The sequence below is a fragment of the Streptomyces sp. NPDC020917 genome, from assembly GCF_044333795.1.
Taxonomy (GTDB): Bacteria; Actinomycetota; Actinomycetes; order Streptomycetales; family Streptomycetaceae; genus Actinacidiphila.
Window position 1 is genome coordinate 112,586 of sequence record NZ_JBIRRR010000021.1, and the last position, 16,074, is coordinate 128,659.

A 16,074-nucleotide genomic window follows, 5' to 3' on the forward strand; every position below is an offset into this window, starting at 1 on the left:
GACCCGGACGGGCTCGCGGACTCCGGTCCGCCCCCAGCCGGCCGGGACCGGGACGGCCTGCGGGCGGAGCCGCCGCGCCCACCGGCCGCGCGCCCGGAACCCCTTGCGCCGGACGAGCCGATGTCGCGGCGCGAGCAGGGCGCGGCGTACGGTTTCGCCGGGCCGAACGGACCGGGGAGGTCCGGGGGGTTCGGCGAGGCCGACGAGGCCGACGACATCGGTGAAGCCGGCGGGCCGGGTCGGCTCCGGGGTTCCGGAGGAGTCGGTGAAGCCAACGGGCCAGGGCGGCTCCGGGGTTCCGGAGGGTCCGACGAGGCCGACGAGGTCGGCGGGCCGCCCGAGTCCGGCGAGGCCGGGTGGAGCGAGGAGGCCGGCGGGATGCCCGAGCCCGGTCAGGCCGGGGTGCGCGAGCAGGAAAGCGGCGCCGCGGAACGGAACGAGGAGCAGGCGCACTGGGACCCGTGGTCCGCGCCGCCCACCTTCGGCCCGCCTCCGGAGCCGTCCGCCGACTCCCTCCCGTGGGACGTCTGGTCGGCGCCGCCCACCTTCCCGGAACCGCCTCCCGCTCCCGAGCGCGAGGCCCCGCCGGCCCCGGCCGCCACCCATGAACCGCCCCCGGCCCAGCCCTGGTCCGCCTGGGTCACCCCCCGCTCGGCTCCACCGCCGACGCCCTCCGCCCCCACGGCCCCCACCGCGGCCGAGAGCTGGTCCGCCCCGCAGGACGCCGTCGCTCCTGAGGCGTACGCGGAACGGCAGGCGGAGAGCTGGTCCGACCGGCAGGAGCAGAGCCGGGCCACGCCGGACGTCCCGGCGGCCGAGACATACGCGGAACGGCTGACGGAGCCCGAGCGCCGGACCGAGCCCGAGTCGGACCAGCGTGCGGCGCCGGTCGGCGAGGCCGGGCAGGTTCCGGACTCCGAGTCCGCCCCCGAGGAGCCGGTCGAACCCGCGGCACCCTTCTTCGGGCCGGTGCGCGAGAGCGCGCCGGAGCCGCCACCCGCTGACGCGGCGCGCAACGCGAACCCGTCGCCCGCACCCGGCACGTGGTCGGAGCCTGAGGAGGATGTGGCCGAGCCAGCGCGGGAGGCTGCGCCTGAGGCACTGCGGGGCGAGTCAGCCCCGGGTTCGGACCGGCCGCCCGCCTCTTGGGAGTTCGCTGAGCCTGAACTTCCTGTTGCTGGGGCGGAGTGGGGGCCCGCATCCGAGGCGCCCTACGCCGAGGGTGCGCACACTCCCGATTCGGCGCCCGCGTCTGGGGAGCTGGTTGCGCCGGAACTGCCGGTTGTTGAGGGCGAGTGGGAGCCTGCGCCGGATTCGCCATATGCCGGGCCTGCCCAGGTCTCGGATGCGGCGCCCGCGCCCAGCACGTGGTCGGAGCCTGACGAGGCGGTCTTCGGGCCTCGGCGGGAGGCTGTGCCCGAGTCCTCGTCCGGCGAGGTAGCGCGGGATTCGGACGCGGCGCCCGCGTCTGCCGGATCCGCCGAGCCCGAAGGGCTCATCATCGAGGCCGTGTGGGAGTCCGCGCCGGAGTCGCCGTACGGCGGGACCTCGCACAGGGCGGATCCGTCGCCCGCGCCGCGCTCCACCGAAGCCGTGGTGGAGCCGGGCCCAGGGGCCGGACCTGCCGAAGCAGCCCAGGAGCCGGCGGCGCCCGCCTTCTGGGCCGGGCGCGAACCGGAGGGCGGGGCGGCGGCCGACTGGTGGTGGCGGGGGGACCCTGGCGACGTCGGCGGTTCGTCGTCCGGAGACCGCCTGGCGGACGTGCCTGCGGCCGGGGTCGAGCAGCCGGTCGTTCGCGAGGGCGATGCCGCGTCGGAAACTGACGTACCGTCAGGAAAGCCGCGGTCGACGGAGTTCGTCGAGGGCGAGGTGCGGTGGGCGCCGGAGTTGCCGCCGGGCTGGGTCGCCGCCGACGAGAGCGAGCCGGCCGGGCCGGTCGAGGCCGAGGTGGGGGAGCCGGAGGTCGTGGGGGGCGGGCCGCCCACGTACTCGGCCGAGCCGACCGCGTGGCCCGAGGCCGACCCGGACGCGCTGGACGGCCTGGTGGCCGACACCGTGCTGGACGGCGCCCAGTACGGACGGCTGACCGTGCGCACCGTGGCGCTCCGCGGGGACTCCGCCCGCTATCGCGGCCAGCCGCGCAGGGACGCGCTGCTCACCGCGCGTTTCGGAAGCGGCGACGACGGGCTGCTGCTGATCGCGATGGCCAGCGGCGCGCGCGGCTCCGACGAGGCGCATCGCGCCGCGCAGGACGCGGTGCGCTGGATGGCCGGCGCCGTGGGCCGCAGCAGGGCCCGGCTGGCGGGCGATCTGCGGACGGCCCGCCGCGGGTCACTGAAGTCCGGGCTGCACCGCCTCACCGACCGCTGCTACGGCCGGCTGCGGGCCCGCGGCGAGGACCTGGGGCTGCCGGAGGGCGCGTACACCGCGTCGTTGCGTTGCCTGCTGCTGCCCGTCGACCCCGAGTGCCGGATCCGGCTGTTCTTCGGGGTGGGGGAGGGCGGCCTGTTCCGGATCAGGGGCGGCGGCTGGCAGGACCTCGACCTCGCGCCGGACGAGGCGGCCGCACCGTTCCGGTTCCGCGCCACCGTCGCGCAGCCGGGCGACGCGCTCCTGATGTGCAGCGCGGGCATGGCCGAACCGCTGCGCGGCGAAGCGCAGTTGGCGGCGCATCTGGCGCGGCGCTGGGGCAGCGGCACGGTGCCGGGCCTGGCCGCGTACCTGAGCGACGCGCAGACCCGGGTGAAGGGCTATGCCGACGACCGCACGGCGGTGACCGTCTGGGACGCGTGAGTCCCCGGCGGCCACCGCCCTGCCCCTTCGCCTCCGCGTTCCGTGCGGCCCGACCGCCTGGGCCGCGCCGCACGGAACGCCGGTGGTCCGGTCGAACCTCCTCCCAGGCCCTGATGGCGGCGCGGCGGCCGGCCGGCGCCACCGTCACGGATGGGGCGGGTGCGGCACACCGTGACGGGAGGGGTGCGAAGGGGCAGGTGTGCCGGCGCACAGGCGGCCATTCATCCGACGTGTTGTGCGGGCGGGAACGTGCGCGTCAGGGAGTCGCCAAGGGCAGGACTGGACGCATTCCCGGTGGGCATGCCTAGACCATTGGGGAAAGGCATACGGACAGATCGGGGGAGTCCGACGGACATCACGGGGCACCGGCTACGGCATTCGGTCGGCAGAGCCGATCTTCCGGCCGTGGCCGAGACGCGAAGACTGCTGCGGGACAACCTGCGGCAGTGGGGGGTACCGGCGCTCTCGGACACCGCGGAGCTGCTGACCACCGAACTCGTCACCAACGCGTTGCAGCACACGGGGGGTGGGGCGGAGCTCACCGCGACGCTCTCGCCGGCGCCAAGGAACCGGCTGCGCATAGAAGTGCGGGACTCGCTCGCGCGGCGGCCGCCGGCGCGGGTCCCGGCGGCGGCACCGGCCGCCGGGGCGGGGGAGCACGGCGCGGGGGAGCACGGCACGTCGGGCCGCGGCCTGCTGCTGGTCCAGGCACTCTCCGACGCGTGGGGCGTCAACGCCCGGGGCACCGGGAAGGTCGTCTGGTTCGAACTCGCCGCGCACGCGGCGTAGCTGCACCCGGCACCCTCTCCCCGGGCACGCAATGCCTGTTCCCGGGACGCCGCCCCGGTGGGGCGGTCGCGGATCCGCTCAGGACCACCGGACGGTCGGCTGAGGACCACGGGACCGGCACACGCACGCTCGCGCCGTTCCCCGCCCTGATGGATGCCCTTGTCCACAGGGTGCCGGGAACGGCGCGAGCAGGTCGAGCAGGTCGAGCAGGTCGAGCAGGACCGGTGGAACGTCACCGCCGACCGGTCCGGTCAGCCGAACTGACGCTCCATCTCGGCGAGTTTCCGCTCGAGCGAGTCCAGACGCGGAAGCGTCATCGTGTCGTCCTCGGCCGTCAGGTCGACCGTGGAGGACGACACGGCGAACGCCTCATCGCGGACCGGCTGGAGCGCCGGCCGCCGCACGGGCAGCTCGGCCGCCGGCAGCTCAGCCGCCGGCACTATGGCAGGCTCCGAAGCGGCTTGGCCGCCGCCCGCCGCGCTCGCCGAGGGCAGCTCCACCTGGCGGCCGCCGCGGCCACCGCGCGGCCACGTGCGGTGCGCCCGGCTGAGCGCCTTGATCTTCGCCCGCTCCATGCGCTCGTGGTCGCGGCGCCGCATCGCGTTCTGCTCGCGCTGCAGCCTGTCCTCGCGGACCTCCTCGACCGCCTCGTCCAGCGACCGGACACCCTCCAGCAGCATGAGCGACCACGCCGCGTACGTCTCGCGCGGCGCCCGCAGCCAGCGGACCATCCGGATCTGCGGCAGCGGACGCGGCACCAGGCCCTGCTCGCGCAGTGCCGCCCGGCGGGTCTGCTTCAGGGCCCGGTCGAACAGCACCGCGGCGGACAGCGACATCCCGGCGAAGAACTGCGGCGCGCCTGCGTGGCCCATGCCGCGCGGCGCGTGCACCCAGTTGAACCAGGCCGCGGCACCGGCGAACAGCCACACCAGCAGGCGCGAGCCCAGTGCCGCGTCGCCGTGGCTGGCCTCGCGCACCGCGAGCACCGAGCAGAACATCGCCGCGCCGTCCAGGCCGAACGGCACGAGGTACTCCCAGCCGCCGTTCAGCCCCAGGTTCTCCTGGCCGAAGCCGACCAGACCGTGGAACGAGAGCGCGGCCGCGACCGCGGCGCAGATGAACAGCAGGACATAGCTCGCGCTGCCGTAGATCGCTTCCTTCTTGCGGCGCCGCTCCTCGCTGCGCTCCCACGAGTCCGCAGTCGTATCGCCGGACTCGCGACGGTTGCGGACCACGAAGACGCAGGCCGCGATCACGACCAGGCCGATGACGCCCGAAATCGTCCAGTTCAGCGATATGTCGGTCATTCTCATGTGCGGTTTCCTCGTGTCGCTTCCGTCGCGCTCGGGCCGCGGGACGGCTCAGGACCGACATCATTGCGAAGAGCGCGGGTATGTGCAGACGTTATGGCGCAAGAGCACGCGTATGGACCTGTGCTCGAACTGCCGTGCCAGAACAGCTGAGTTGAGCGAGATCGTAGCGTGCGCGATCACAGCGCGCGTGCCGGGTGCCGCAACCGGTCGCGTTCCGGGGTGCGCGGGCACCCGGAGCACGTTCCCGAGGGGCTGACGGTGTAGAACAGGCAGCAGGTGAGCCGCGTGCGTGACGGGCCGTCAGGCGCCCATGGGGCCGCGGTGACGGGCGAACGGAAGCGGGCTCCGGCCGTTAGCAGCGCGCCGAGTTCGGCCACCGCGCGGTCCTCCTCGCCGAGGAGCCGGGCGATGTACCAGAGGCCCTCGGCGATCTCGTCGGTGGCGTTGCGCCACAGGGCGCGCGGGCCGCGCCGGACGTGGGGCGCGAAGCCGGTCAGGACCGGGGTCAGGTGCTCGGCGAGCGCGGATCGCAGCGCGCCGCGCAGGGCCGCGTCGGTCCGCACGGTGGTGACGGTGCCGGGCCGGCGCCGCGCCGGGTCGCCGAGCAGGCAGGTCAACTGCCGCGTGCGGACGGTGAACCGGCCGGTCGCCGGGTGGAACGCCACGTCGTCGACCGGGAGTCGGGGGACCCGGCGGTGCAGGAAGTACGGCACCGTGAAGAGGAGGCAGGCCGGCCACAGGTAGCGGTGCAGGGCCAGGCCCGCGGCGACGTCCGGACGCGGCGGCCGCCCGTGCTCGCCCGCGAGGCGGTCCGCGTCACCCGCGACGAACGCCGCCAGCTCCGGGCCGCCCCGGGCGAGGTCCGCGGCGCTGACCCAGCCCGCGTCGCGCGGGGGCGGGCCGGCCGTGACCCGCAGGCCCGGGAAGGCCGCGGACAGCCGCGCGTACGAGGAGAAGCAGGTCGCTGGCATGGTAAGGCTTACCTTAGCGATCTTCGGTGGGGTTTAACCTAACGGCAGTACGCCGTCCGGGTGACGGGTGGCATGGACGTTCGGCCGAGAGGAGGCCGGGGGAGGGCAGGACCCGGTGGAGGGAACCGCGCCGATACGGCTGTCCGTACGGGACCAGGTGCTGGACGCGCTGCGCGCGGCGATCGTCGGCGGGGAGCTGGCACCCGGGTCGGTGCACTCGGCGCCGGAGCTGTGCGGCCGGTACGGGGTGTCGGCGACGCCGGTGCGGGAGGCGATGCAGCTGCTCGCGCAGGAGGGCGCGGTCGAGGTGCTGCCGAACCGCGGGTTCCGGGTGGCCGCGCGGACCGCGCGCGACCTGGCGGAGCTGGCGGAGGTGCGGGCGCTGCTGGAGGTGCCCGTCGTGCTGGCGCTGGCCAGGACGCTGCCGTCGTCGCGGTGGCAGGGGTTGCGGCCGCTGGCCGAGGCCACGGTCGCGGCGGCGGCCGGCGGGGATCGGGCCGCGTACGCGGAGGCGGACCGGGCCTTTCACCGGGCTCTGCTCGAGCTTTCCGGCAACGTGCAGCTGGTGGCTGTCGCCGATGATCTCCATCGGCGGGCTCAGTGGCCGCTGGCGCGGCCCGCGCTTCCGGCTCGGCAGGCGGCGCTGATCGCTGACGCGACGGAGCACAGTGTTCTGCTCGAGGCTTTGATCGCCGGGGACGTGGTGACGGTTGAGGCGCTTGCGCGTGAGCACTTCTCCGGCTCCGCCTGGGGTTAGCCTCCTTTCGCGCGGCACCGCCCGGCCCGGCCTACCCGCCGCCGACTCCCTGTCCGCGCCTCCCCCGCCCCCTTGCGGCTCCCGGGGTGCCCCCGGGCCCTGCTCTGCCGCCTGCCGCGCCGTCGTGGCTGTTCGCGCAGTTCCCCGCGCCCCTTCGGGGTCGGGGCTGCCCCCTGGGCGCCATTGCCGTCTGCGGGCATCGTCCCGCCTGAGCGCGCAGTTCCTCGCGCCCCTTTCGGTGCACCTTCGGTGGGTGGGGTCGGGGCCGCCACGGGAGTGTCTCCTCGGAACTGTGCGTGCGGGTTCTTTCGTGGGGTGGGCCGGGTGTGTGCACAGTTCCTGCGGGGACACTCCCGCACCGTCCCCTCCCAGCCCGCCCCCGTCTGCGGGAGGAATGGGCCTGGGGTCACCCATAGGGGCGCGGGGAACTGCGCGACCGGCCCCAACGGCGCGGCACCCGGCAACGCACCCCCCGGGGGCAGCCCGGATGCCCGCCCCGGAGGGGCGATGCTCCAGGGGCGCGGGGAACTGCGCGACCAGCCACGATGCACGTCGCAGACGGCAATGCACCCCAGGGGGCACCCCAGATCCCGCAGGAGCGCGGGGAACTGCGCGTCCAGCTCCAACGGCGCGGCACCCGGCAATGCACTCCCGGGGGCAGCCCGGATGCCCGCCCCGGAGGGGCGATGCTCCAGGGGCGCGGGGAACTGCGCGACCGGCCACGATGCACGTCGCAGACGGCAAACCACCGGGCGGGGCAGCCCCGTTGCCGAAGGGGCGCGGGGAACTGCGCGAACAGGCCCAACGCAGCGGGCACCCGGGGAGGCACCCTCGGGGCGCCCCGGAACACCGCCCCGGAGGGGGATGGCTCCGAGGGTTCAGAGGGCGAGGGTGGGGGCCAGCCAGGTGGGGATGCCGTTGAGGAGGGCGTAGAGCCGAGCCGCCTCCGTGCGGAGCTGCGCCGCCTCCGCGTCGGCCTCGACGTCCGCCAGGGCGAGGAGCGCCGGGGCCGTGCCCACGAGATGGCCGAGGGCCACCCGGATCCGCAGCGACTCGGCGAAGCCGTGCCGCGCCTCGGCCAGGTCGCCCTCCGCGGCGGCCAGCCCGGCCAGGTGCCGCCAGGTGAAGGACGTCAGGAAGGTGTCGCCGTGCGCCACGGCCCCCGCGTGGGCGCGCCGGTACGCGGCCCGCGCCGCCGCCGGGTTGGCGGCGATGTTCTCCGCCACCAGCCCGCGCCGGAAGTCGAGCAGCGGCCGCCCCGGCGACGCCGGCGACAGCAGCGCGGCGCTGCGCCCGAAGGCCGACCGCGCCTCGTCGGCCCGGTCCCGCACCGAGAACAGCGTCGCGCCGTACGCGAGGTACCCCCGCTCGGAGGCCGCGGCCCCGCGCTCCTCGTCCGTCGAGGCGAGCGCCTCGGCCGTGCGCAGCGCGTCCTCCGCGTCCGCCCACCCGTCGACGTGGTAGAAGCAGCCCTCCACCAGCAGTTCCGCCCTGCGCAGCGCCGCCCCCGCGTCGTCGTCGCAGAACGGCGCCAGCAGCGCCGCCGCCTCCGCCCAGCAGCCGCGTGCCCGCAGCCGCCATACGTCCGGTACCCCGACCGCAGATTCCGACAGGGCGGTATCTGTCACAGCTTCTCCCCCAAGCACGTCGTCGAGCCCGCGTGAGCAACGGTGGCCGAAGTCCAGCACGCGCAAGGGCCCCGCGCCAAGGGGTCGGAGATCACTTCTTGTGAAAGGGATCACTTTCACGAGCGTGCAAGCGAACCCGCCGAGCCGGTGGCCGGCGCCCGCCCGCGGCCGTCCCGCGTCAACTCATCCGCAGCGCAAGGAAGAAGTCCAGCTTGTCCTCCAGCCGGGACAGGTCCCGGCCGGTCAGCTGCTCGATCCGGCCGATCCGGTACCGCAGGGTGTTGACGTGCAGGTGCAGCCGGGACGCGCAGCGGGTCCACGACCCGTCGCACTCCAGGAACGCCTCCAGCGTGGGGATCAGTTCGGCGCGGTGCCGCCGGTCGTAGGCCCGCAGCGGGTCCAGCAGCCGCGCGGTGAACGCCCGCCGCACGTCGTCCGGGACGAACGGCAGCAGCAGTACGTGGGAGGCCAGCTCGTCGTGGCCGGCGACGCAGACCCGGCCGGGCCGGGCGGCGGCGACCCGGCGGGCGTGCCGGGCCTCCTCCAGGGCGCCGCGCAGGCCCTCGGGGGAGTGCACGGCGGCGCTGACGCCGATCGTCAGCCGGCCGTCCTCGGCCAGGCCCCGCGACAGCGGCCCGCGCAGGGCCTGCTGCAGCCGCTCCGCGGCCAGCGGCTCGGGGAACTCGGGCCGCTCCGGCCCGGCGCCGGGCTCCCCGGCGGCAGCACCGGGCTCCTCGCCGCTCCCGCCGGCCTCCGCGGCCCCGCCGTTCCCGTCGGCCGCGCCGATCCCGCCACCGGGGTACCCGCGCCGCAGCAGCGGCACCAGGGCTATCGCCTTGCCCTCGACGTGGGCGACCGCGACCCGGTCGGCCTCCTCCGAGCCGGCCGCCGAGGGGTCGGCCAGCACCTCCTCCAGCAGCGTCTGGGCGACCGGACCCGCGGGCATGTCGGCGTCGGCCCAGTCCACCCGGCCCACCACGATCTGCCACTGCGGCGCCCCGGCCGCGCCGGGCACCAGCACGGGTGCCGCCGCGCGCAGCCGGGCCCCGATCTCGGCCGGCGGCGCCCCGCCCTGCACCAGCTCGAAGACCTCGGTGGCCAGCCGCCGCCGGACCGTGCGCGCGGCGTCCCTGCGGTCGCGTTCGACGGCGATCAGCTGCGTCACCCCGTGCAGCAGGTCGAGGCGCTCGGCCGGCCACTCGCCGGCGTCGGCCTCGACCGCCAGGAACCAGTCGGACAGCACCGTCGCCCGGATGTCCGCGGCGCCCTGGCCCGCGCGGACCGGGAACAGCGAGTAGACCCGGCCGCCCTGGGCGGCCACCCGGTGGGGGGCGGGCCGGGCGGTGCGGGACGCGGCCTGCTGGGCGCCGGCCAGCTCGGCGCGCACCGCGGCCGGCAGCGGATGGCCGGAGCCGCCGATCTCCCGGCCGGTGGACGACAGCACCCACGCCCGCAGGTCGAGGTCGCTGCCGAGCAGGTCGAGCACGGCGTCGGGGCCGCCGCCGGCCGGCCCGGACGACATCAGCCTGCGGTGCCGGTCGACGACCGCCGCCAGGTCGCCGGCCCGCTCGCCGGAGACCTGCCGGACCACGTACTCGGTGACCCTCGCGAACGCGACCGTCTCGTCCACGGCGAACAGCGGCAGCCGGTGGCGGGCGCAGGCCGTCACCAGGTCGTCGGGGATGGCGCTCAGCTCCGCCTCGCCCGCGGCCAGGGCGGCGACGCCCGCGGCGGCCAGGATCCGCACGAACGGCTCGGAGTCCTCGGGGCCGTGCCGCCAGGCCAGCCCGGTGAGCACCAGCTCGCCGCCGCTGAGGTAGCGGCTGGGGTCCCGCAGGTCGGTGGTCATGACGCCGCGGACCGTCCGGTCGAGCTCGTCCGCGCCGCTGAGCAGGCGCAGGCCCAGGGCTTCGGTGTCCAGCAGTGCGCGGAGCCGCATCGTCGTCCTTGTCGTGAGGTCCGCGGAGCTCGACGGGAAGTCCGCGGAGTGGGCGGGGTGCCGGGCGCGGCGCCCCGCGGGCAGGCGTGGCAGGGGCCGGAGCCGTGGCGTGCCGTTCCACCGCTGTTGCCGGTGGGAACCGGCGAGGTTTCCGGATCAGCCCTTTAGGAGGAATCTACAAGACCCACCGGCTGGCCAGCCAAGTGCTTCATGTTTTCGGTGACTGCACCCGGACGGCCGCAGAGTCGTGTACTGAGCTCACGCCGTGTGAATGGCTCAGTGGGGGACATCCTCCGTACCCCTCGCAGACCCCTCGACGCCATGCTCCACCCGCCCGGCGGGCGCATCCCGGCACCGCCGGGGCCGCCCGGACCCCGCCGGCGGGCCGAGTCAGACCGAGAAGAGACCCCATGGACTTCCTGCGCCCCGCCAGCTGGCAGGAGGCGCTCGCCGCCAAGGCCGAGCACCCCGCAGCCGTGCCCATCGCGGGCGGCACGGACGTGATGGTCGAGATCAACTTCGACCACCGCAGGCCCGAGTACCTGCTGGACCTGAACCGCATCGGCGAGCTCGAGGAGTGGGAGGCCGACGGCGACACCGTCCGGCTGGGCGCCTCCGTGCCGTACACCCGGATCATGGAGGGGCTGCGCGCCGAACTACCGGGGCTGGCGCTGGCCGCCCACACGGTCGCCTCCCCGCAGATCCGCAATCGCGGCGGTGTCGGCGGCAACCTCGGCACCGCGTCGCCGGCCGGCGACGCCCACCCGGCGCTGCTGGCCGGCGGCGGCGCGGTCGAGGCCGAGTCGGTCCGCGGGACCCGCATGATCCCGATCGACGACTTCTACCTCGGTGTGAAGCGCAACGCGCTCGCCCCCGACGAGCTGATCCGCGCGGTGCACCTGAAGAAGGCGACCGGGCCGCAGCAGTTCTCCAAGGTCGGCACCCGCAACGCCATGGTCATCGCGGTGTGCGCGTTCGGCATCGCGCTCCACCCCGACCTGCGCACGGTCCGCACCGGCATCGGCTCCGCCGCGCCGACCCCGATCCGCGCCACCGCCGCCGAGGAGTTCCTCACCGCGGCACTGGAGGAGGGCGGCTTCTGGGACAACGGCAAGGCCGTGCCGCCGTCGGTGGCCCGGCAGTTCGCCGACCTGGTGGCCGGCGCCGCCAACCCGATCGACGACGTGCGCGGCACCGCGTCCTACCGCAGGCACGCGCTGGCCGTCATGGCCCGCAGGACCCTTGGCTGGACCTGGGAGCAGTACCGCGGCAATCAGCAGGACGAGAGGAACCAGCCATGCGCGTGACCTTCACCGTCAACGGCCGCCGGCAGGAGGCCGACGACGTATGGGAGGGCGAGTCCCTGCTGTACGTGCTGCGCGAGCGGATGGGCCTGCCCGGGTCCAAGAACGCCTGCGAGCAGGGCGAGTGCGGCTCGTGCACGGTCCGCCTGGACGGGGTGCCGGTCTGCTCGTGCCTGGTCGCGGCCGGCCAGGCGGAGGGCCGCGAGGTCGTCACCGTCGAGGGCCTGGCCGGGGAGGACGGCCGGCTGTCCACCGTGCAGCAGGCGTTCGTGGACGCCGGCGCGGTGCAGTGCGGCTTCTGCACCCCGGGCCTGCTGGTCGCCGCCGACGAGCTGCTGGAGCGCAACCCCGAACCGTCGGACGGCGACATCCGCGAGGCCCTGTCCGGCAACCTGTGCCGCTGCACCGGTTACGAGAAGATCCTCGACGCGGTCCGCCTGGCGGCCGCCCGCACCGGAGAGGCGGTGTGAGCATGACCGGCCACCCGACCAGGGCCGCGACCGCGCCCGGCCGCACGCCCACCAGCGTCACCCAGGGCACCGACGGCAGCCCCACCAGGGGCGGCGTAGGCGAGTCCACGCTGCGCCCGGACGGCATCCTCAAGGTCACCGGCGAGTTCGCCTACTCCTCCGACCTGTGGCACGAGGACATGCTGTGGGGCCACACCCTGCGCAGCACCGTCGCCCACGCCCGGATCGTCTCCATCGACACCTCCGAGGCGCTGGCCACCTCCGGCGTGTACGCCGTGCTCACCTACGACGACCTGCCGACCGAGGTCAGGCACTACGGCCTGGAGATCCGCGACACCCCGGTGCTCGCCCACGGCAAGGTCCGCCACCACGGCGAGCCGGTGGCGCTGGTCGCCGCCGACCACCCGGAGACGGCCCGCCGCGCCGCGGCCAAGATCCGCGTGGAGTACGAGGAACTGCCGGTCGTCACCGACGAGGCGTCGGCGACCGGGCCCGGCGCGGTGCTGGTCCACGAGCACCGCGACGACCACCACAGCGGGCACGTCCCGCACCCCAACATCGTGCACCGGCAGCCCATCGTGCGCGGCGACGCGGCCGCGGCCGCCGAACGCGCCGACGTCGTCGTCACCGGCGACTACGTCTTCGGCATGCAGGACCAGGCGTTCCTCGGCCCGGAGTCGGGGCTCGCGGTGCCGGCCGAGGACGGCGGCGTCGACCTGTACGTGGCCACCCAGTGGCTGCACTCCGACCTGCGGCAGATCGCGCCGGTGCTGGGCCTGCCGGAGAAGAAGGTCCGGATGACGCTGTCCGGTGTCGGCGGCGCGTTCGGCGGCCGCGAGGACCTGTCGATGCAGATCCACGGCTGCCTGCTCGCGCTGCGCACCGGCAAGCCGGTGAAGATCGTCTACAACCGCTTCGAGTCGTTCTTCGGCCACGTCCACCGCCACCCGGCCAGGCTCCACTACGAGCACGGGGCCACCCGTGACGGCAGGCTGACCCACGTCAAGTGCCGGATCGTGCTGGACGGCGGCGCCTACGCCTCCGCCTCGCCGGCCGTCGTCGGCAACGCCGCGTCGCTGTCCATCGGCCCCTATGCCGTCGAGGACGTCGACATCGAGGCGATCGCGCTCTACACCAACAACCCTCCGTGCGGCGCGATGCGCGGTTTCGGCGCGGTCCAGGCGTGCTTCGCCTACGAGGCGCAGATGGACAAGGTCGCCGCCGAACTCGGTCTGGACCCCGTGGAGTTCCGGCAGATCAACGCCATGGAGCAGGGCACCGTGATGCCCACGGGCCAGGTGGTGGACTCGCCCGCGCCGGTCGCCGAACTGCTGCGCCGGGTCAAGGCCCTCCCGGTGCCGCCCGAGCGGCAGTGGGAGACCACCGAGGGCGCCGACGTCCGCGCGCTGCCCGGCGGCCTGTCCAACACCACGCACGGCGAGGGCGTCGTCCGCGGCGTCGGCTACGCGGTGGGCATCAAGAACGTCGGCTTCTCCGAGGGCTTCGACGACTACTCCACCGCCCGGGTGCGGATGGAGGTGATCAACGGCGAGCCGGTGGCCACCGTGCACACCGCGATGGCCGAGGTCGGGCAGGGCGGCGTCACCGTGCACGCCCAGATCGCCCGCTCCGAACTGGGCGTCGCCCAGGTGACGATCGCGCCCGCCGACACCCAGGTCGGCTCGGCCGGCTCCACCTCCGCCTCCCGGCAGACGTACATGACCGGCGGCGCGGTGAAGAACTCCTGCGAGGCGGTCCGCGAGAAGGTGCTGGAGCTCGGCCGCCGGAAGTTCGGCACCTACCACCCGGCGTGGGCCACCGCCGAACTCCTGCTGGAGAGCGGCAAGGTGGTGACCGACGGCGGCGAGGCGCTGGCCGACATCGCGGACGTCCTGGAGGACGAAGCCGTCGACGTGGAGCTGGAGTTCCGGCACCGGCCGACCCAGGCGTTCGACCTGCGCACCGGCCAGGGCAACGGCCACGTGCAGTACTCGTTCGCCGCGCACCGCGCGGTCGTCGAGGTCGACACCGAACTCGGCCTGGTCAAGGTCGTCGAACTGGCCTGCGCCCAGGACGTCGGCAAGGCGCTCAACCCGCTGTCGGTCGTCGGCCAGATCCAGGGCGGCAGCACCCAGGGCCTGGGCGTGGCGGTGATGGAGGAGATCGTCGTCGACCCGGTGACCGCCAAGGTCCGCAACCCGTCCTTCACCGACTACCTGATCCCGACCATCCTCGACACGCCGACCATGCCGGTCGACGTCCTCGAACTCGCCGACGAGCACGCCCCGTACGGGCTGCGCGGCATCGGCGAGGCACCCACCCTGTCCTCCACTCCCGCCGTGCTCGCCGCCATCCGGCAGGCGACCGGCCTGGAGCTGAACAGGACACCGGTCCGGCCCGAGCACCTGACCGGAGCGTAGGAACTCCGTCCGGGGCGCGGTGCCCTGCGCCGCGCCCCGGACGGCAGCAAGGCAATCGTTCGTCTCGGGCCGTCCCCCGGGTCGTGCATGCCACGCAGCATCCCAAATCCCGCACGCGTGTGCGGGTGCCCCTGTGAACCTTGGGAGTTGGCACCATGACCCAGACACCAGTAGAGCCGCGCACGGCGGCGGAGGACGCGGGCACCGGCTCGCGCGTGCCCGCCGGCAGATCCTGGCTCGACCGGTACTTCCACATCTCCGACAGAGGATCGACGATCGCCCGCGAAGTCCGCGGCGGCATCACGACCTTCATGGCGATGTGCTACATCCTGCTGCTCAACCCGCTCCTGCTGTCCGGCCCCGACGTCCACGGCCACAAGCTGCCGCACGCCGCGCTGATCACCGCGACCGCGCTCGCCGCGGCGGTGTCCACGCTGCTGATGGGCTTCGTCGGCAAGGTGCCGCTGGCCCTCGCCGCCGGACTCAGCGTCGCCGGCGTCATCTCCACCCAGGTCGCGCCCGACATGACCTGGCCGCAGGCGATGGGCATGTGCGTGATCTACGGCGCGGTGATCGTGCTGCTGGTCGTCACCGGGCTGCGCGAGATCGTGATGAACGCGATACCGCTGGCCCTCAAGCACGGCATCACCATCGGCATCGGCCTGTTCATCGCGATGATCGGCCTGGTCAACGCCGGCTTCGTCGGCAAGGGCGACCCGCACGGCAGCGCGCCGGTGACGCTCGGCGTGGACGGCAAGCTGGCCGGCTGGCCGGTGCTGCTGTTCTGCGTCACGCTGCTGCTGATCTTCATGCTGCAGGCCCGCAACGTGCCCGGCGCCATCCTCATCGGCATCGTCACCGGCACGGTGCTGGCCGTGATCGTCAACGCGGCCGGCCACCTGTCCGCCGCCGCCTGGGGCGGCAGCGCCCCCAAGCTCCAGGGCAGCGCCGTCTCCATGCCGGACTTCTCACTGTTCGGGCACGTGGAGTTCGGCGGCTGGGGGTCGATCGGCGGCATGACCGTCGGCGTGATCGTCTTCACGCTGGTGCTCGCCGGGTTCTTCGACGCCATGGCCACCATCATCGGCGTCGGCACCGAGGCCGGCCTGGCCGACGAGCGCGGCCGGATGCCCGGCCTGTCCAAGGCGCTGTTCATCGACGGCGCGGGCGGGGCCATCGGCGGCGTCTCCGGCGCGTCGGGGCAGACGGTGTTCATCGAGTCGGCCACGGGCGTCGGCGAGGGCTCCCGCACCGGACTGTCGTCGGTCGTCACCGGCCTGCTGTTCGCCCTCGGCCTGTTCTTCACGCCCCTCGCGCAGATCGTGCCCGGCCAGGTCGCGGCCGCGGCGCTGGTGGTGATCGGCGCGATGATGATGAGCAACGCGCGGCACGTCGACTGGTCCGACCGCGCGGTGTCCGTGCCGGTCTTCATGACCGTGGCCCTCATGCCGTTCACCTACTCCATCACCGCCGGCGTCGGCGCGGGCGTCGTGTCGTACACCGCGATCAAGGCCGCCCAGGGCAAGTGGCGGGAGCCGGGGGCGTTCATGTGGATCCTGGCGGTCGTCTTCACCGTGTACTTCGCCCTGCATCCGATCGAGGCCTGGCTCGGCGTCAAGTAGCCGGGCACCCCACGGGTCCCGGTGATCCCGCCGGCGGCGCGGATCCCGCGGACCCCGAGCACCCCATG

General features: G+C 74.6%; 11 protein-coding genes. 7 read left to right on the forward strand and 4 right to left on the reverse strand.

Going from position 1 to position 16,074, the window contains the following annotated elements; translation table 11 throughout:
• Positions 1-1,413 precede the first annotated feature (1,413 nt).
• Together ACH4TG_RS33230 and ACH4TG_RS33235 are read left to right on the forward strand one after the other, a co-directional pair.
• Positions 1,414-2,793 (forward strand): protein phosphatase 2C domain-containing protein, encoded by a 1,380-nt coding sequence (locus tag ACH4TG_RS33230; RefSeq protein ID WP_398246346.1) that lies wholly within the window; start codon positions 1,414-1,416, stop codon positions 2,791-2,793.
• A gap of 300 nt (positions 2,794-3,093) precedes the next feature.
• Positions 3,094-3,582, forward strand: coding sequence for an ATP-binding protein (locus tag ACH4TG_RS33235; protein WP_398246347.1), 489 nt, complete (start codon positions 3,094-3,096; stop codon positions 3,580-3,582).
• A gap of 251 nt (positions 3,583-3,833) precedes the next feature.
• On the opposite strand, the gene ACH4TG_RS33240 is transcribed toward ACH4TG_RS33235, so the two are convergent.
• The gene (locus ACH4TG_RS33240; RefSeq protein WP_398246348.1) at positions 3,834-4,895 is read right to left on the reverse strand and encodes a DUF2637 domain-containing protein; all 1,062 of its coding nucleotides are present in this window, start codon (positions 4,893-4,895) and stop codon (positions 3,834-3,836) included.
• A gap of 176 nt (positions 4,896-5,071) precedes the next feature.
• A complete protein-coding gene (locus ACH4TG_RS33245; RefSeq protein WP_398246349.1) occupies positions 5,072-5,866 on the reverse strand; it encodes a (2Fe-2S)-binding protein in 795 nt (264 codons plus the stop codon).
• 115 nt (positions 5,867-5,981) lie between these two features.
• Here ACH4TG_RS33245 and ACH4TG_RS33250 point away from each other — a divergent pair, with 115 nt between their 5' ends.
• Positions 5,982-6,623, forward strand: a complete 642-nt coding sequence (locus ACH4TG_RS33250; protein WP_398246350.1) for a GntR family transcriptional regulator — start codon at positions 5,982-5,984, stop codon at positions 6,621-6,623.
• Positions 6,624-7,501: 878 nt separating this feature from the next.
• Here the strand turns inward: ACH4TG_RS33250 and ACH4TG_RS33255 are convergent.
• Both ACH4TG_RS33255 and ACH4TG_RS33260 read right to left on the reverse strand, forming a co-directional pair.
• The gene (locus ACH4TG_RS33255) at positions 7,502-8,251 is read right to left on the reverse strand and encodes a hypothetical protein (protein ID WP_398246351.1); all 750 of its coding nucleotides are present in this window, start codon (positions 8,249-8,251) and stop codon (positions 7,502-7,504) included.
• A 178-nt stretch (positions 8,252-8,429) separates the two neighbouring features.
• Positions 8,430-10,190 (reverse strand): PucR family transcriptional regulator, encoded by a 1,761-nt coding sequence (locus ACH4TG_RS33260; RefSeq protein WP_398246352.1) that lies wholly within the window; start codon positions 10,188-10,190, stop codon positions 8,430-8,432.
• 410 nt (positions 10,191-10,600) lie between these two features.
• Between ACH4TG_RS33260 and ACH4TG_RS33265 the strand changes: the two genes are divergently transcribed.
• From ACH4TG_RS33265 to ACH4TG_RS33280, 4 genes are all read left to right on the forward strand, one after another.
• Positions 10,601-11,497: an FAD binding domain-containing protein gene (locus ACH4TG_RS33265; RefSeq protein WP_398246353.1), complete on the forward strand. Its 897-nt coding sequence runs from the start codon at positions 10,601-10,603 to the stop codon at positions 11,495-11,497.
• Entirely contained in the window at positions 11,488-11,964 is a 477-nt protein-coding gene (locus ACH4TG_RS33270; RefSeq protein ID WP_398246354.1) for a (2Fe-2S)-binding protein, read from the forward strand. The genes ACH4TG_RS33265 and ACH4TG_RS33270 overlap by 10 nt, the downstream gene beginning before the upstream one ends.
• A 2-nt stretch (positions 11,965-11,966) precedes the next feature.
• Positions 11,967-14,384: a xanthine dehydrogenase family protein molybdopterin-binding subunit gene (locus ACH4TG_RS33275; RefSeq protein ID WP_398246404.1), complete on the forward strand. Its 2,418-nt coding sequence runs from the start codon at positions 11,967-11,969 to the stop codon at positions 14,382-14,384.
• A gap of 155 nt (positions 14,385-14,539) precedes the next feature.
• On the forward strand, positions 14,540-16,006 hold the full coding sequence (locus ACH4TG_RS33280; protein WP_398246355.1) for an NCS2 family permease: 1,467 nt from the start codon (positions 14,540-14,542) through the stop codon (positions 16,004-16,006).
• The last annotated feature ends 68 nt before the right edge of the window (positions 16,007-16,074 follow it).

What these genes read in the sequence shown, in the direction of transcription:
- ACH4TG_RS33235 (WP_398246347.1), top strand. Translation starts at nt 3,094, where the DNA reads ATGCCTAGACCATTGGGGAAAGGCATACGGACAGATCGGGGGAGTCCG.
- ACH4TG_RS33240 (WP_398246348.1), bottom strand. Translation starts at nt 4,895, where the DNA reads ATGAGAATGACCGACATATCGCTGAACTGGACGATTTCGGGCGTCATC.
- ACH4TG_RS33245 (WP_398246349.1), bottom strand. Translation starts at nt 5,866, where the DNA reads ATGCCAGCGACCTGCTTCTCCTCGTACGCGCGGCTGTCCGCGGCCTTC.
- ACH4TG_RS33260 (WP_398246352.1), bottom strand. Translation starts at nt 10,190, where the DNA reads ATGCGGCTCCGCGCACTGCTGGACACCGAAGCCCTGGGCCTGCGCCTG.
- ACH4TG_RS33265 (WP_398246353.1), top strand. Translation starts at nt 10,601, where the DNA reads ATGGACTTCCTGCGCCCCGCCAGCTGGCAGGAGGCGCTCGCCGCCAAG.
- ACH4TG_RS33270 (WP_398246354.1), top strand. Translation starts at nt 11,488, where the DNA reads ATGCGCGTGACCTTCACCGTCAACGGCCGCCGGCAGGAGGCCGACGAC.
- ACH4TG_RS33275 (WP_398246404.1), top strand. Translation starts at nt 11,967, where the DNA reads ATGACCGGCCACCCGACCAGGGCCGCGACCGCGCCCGGCCGCACGCCC.
- ACH4TG_RS33280 (WP_398246355.1), top strand. Translation starts at nt 14,540, where the DNA reads ATGACCCAGACACCAGTAGAGCCGCGCACGGCGGCGGAGGACGCGGGC.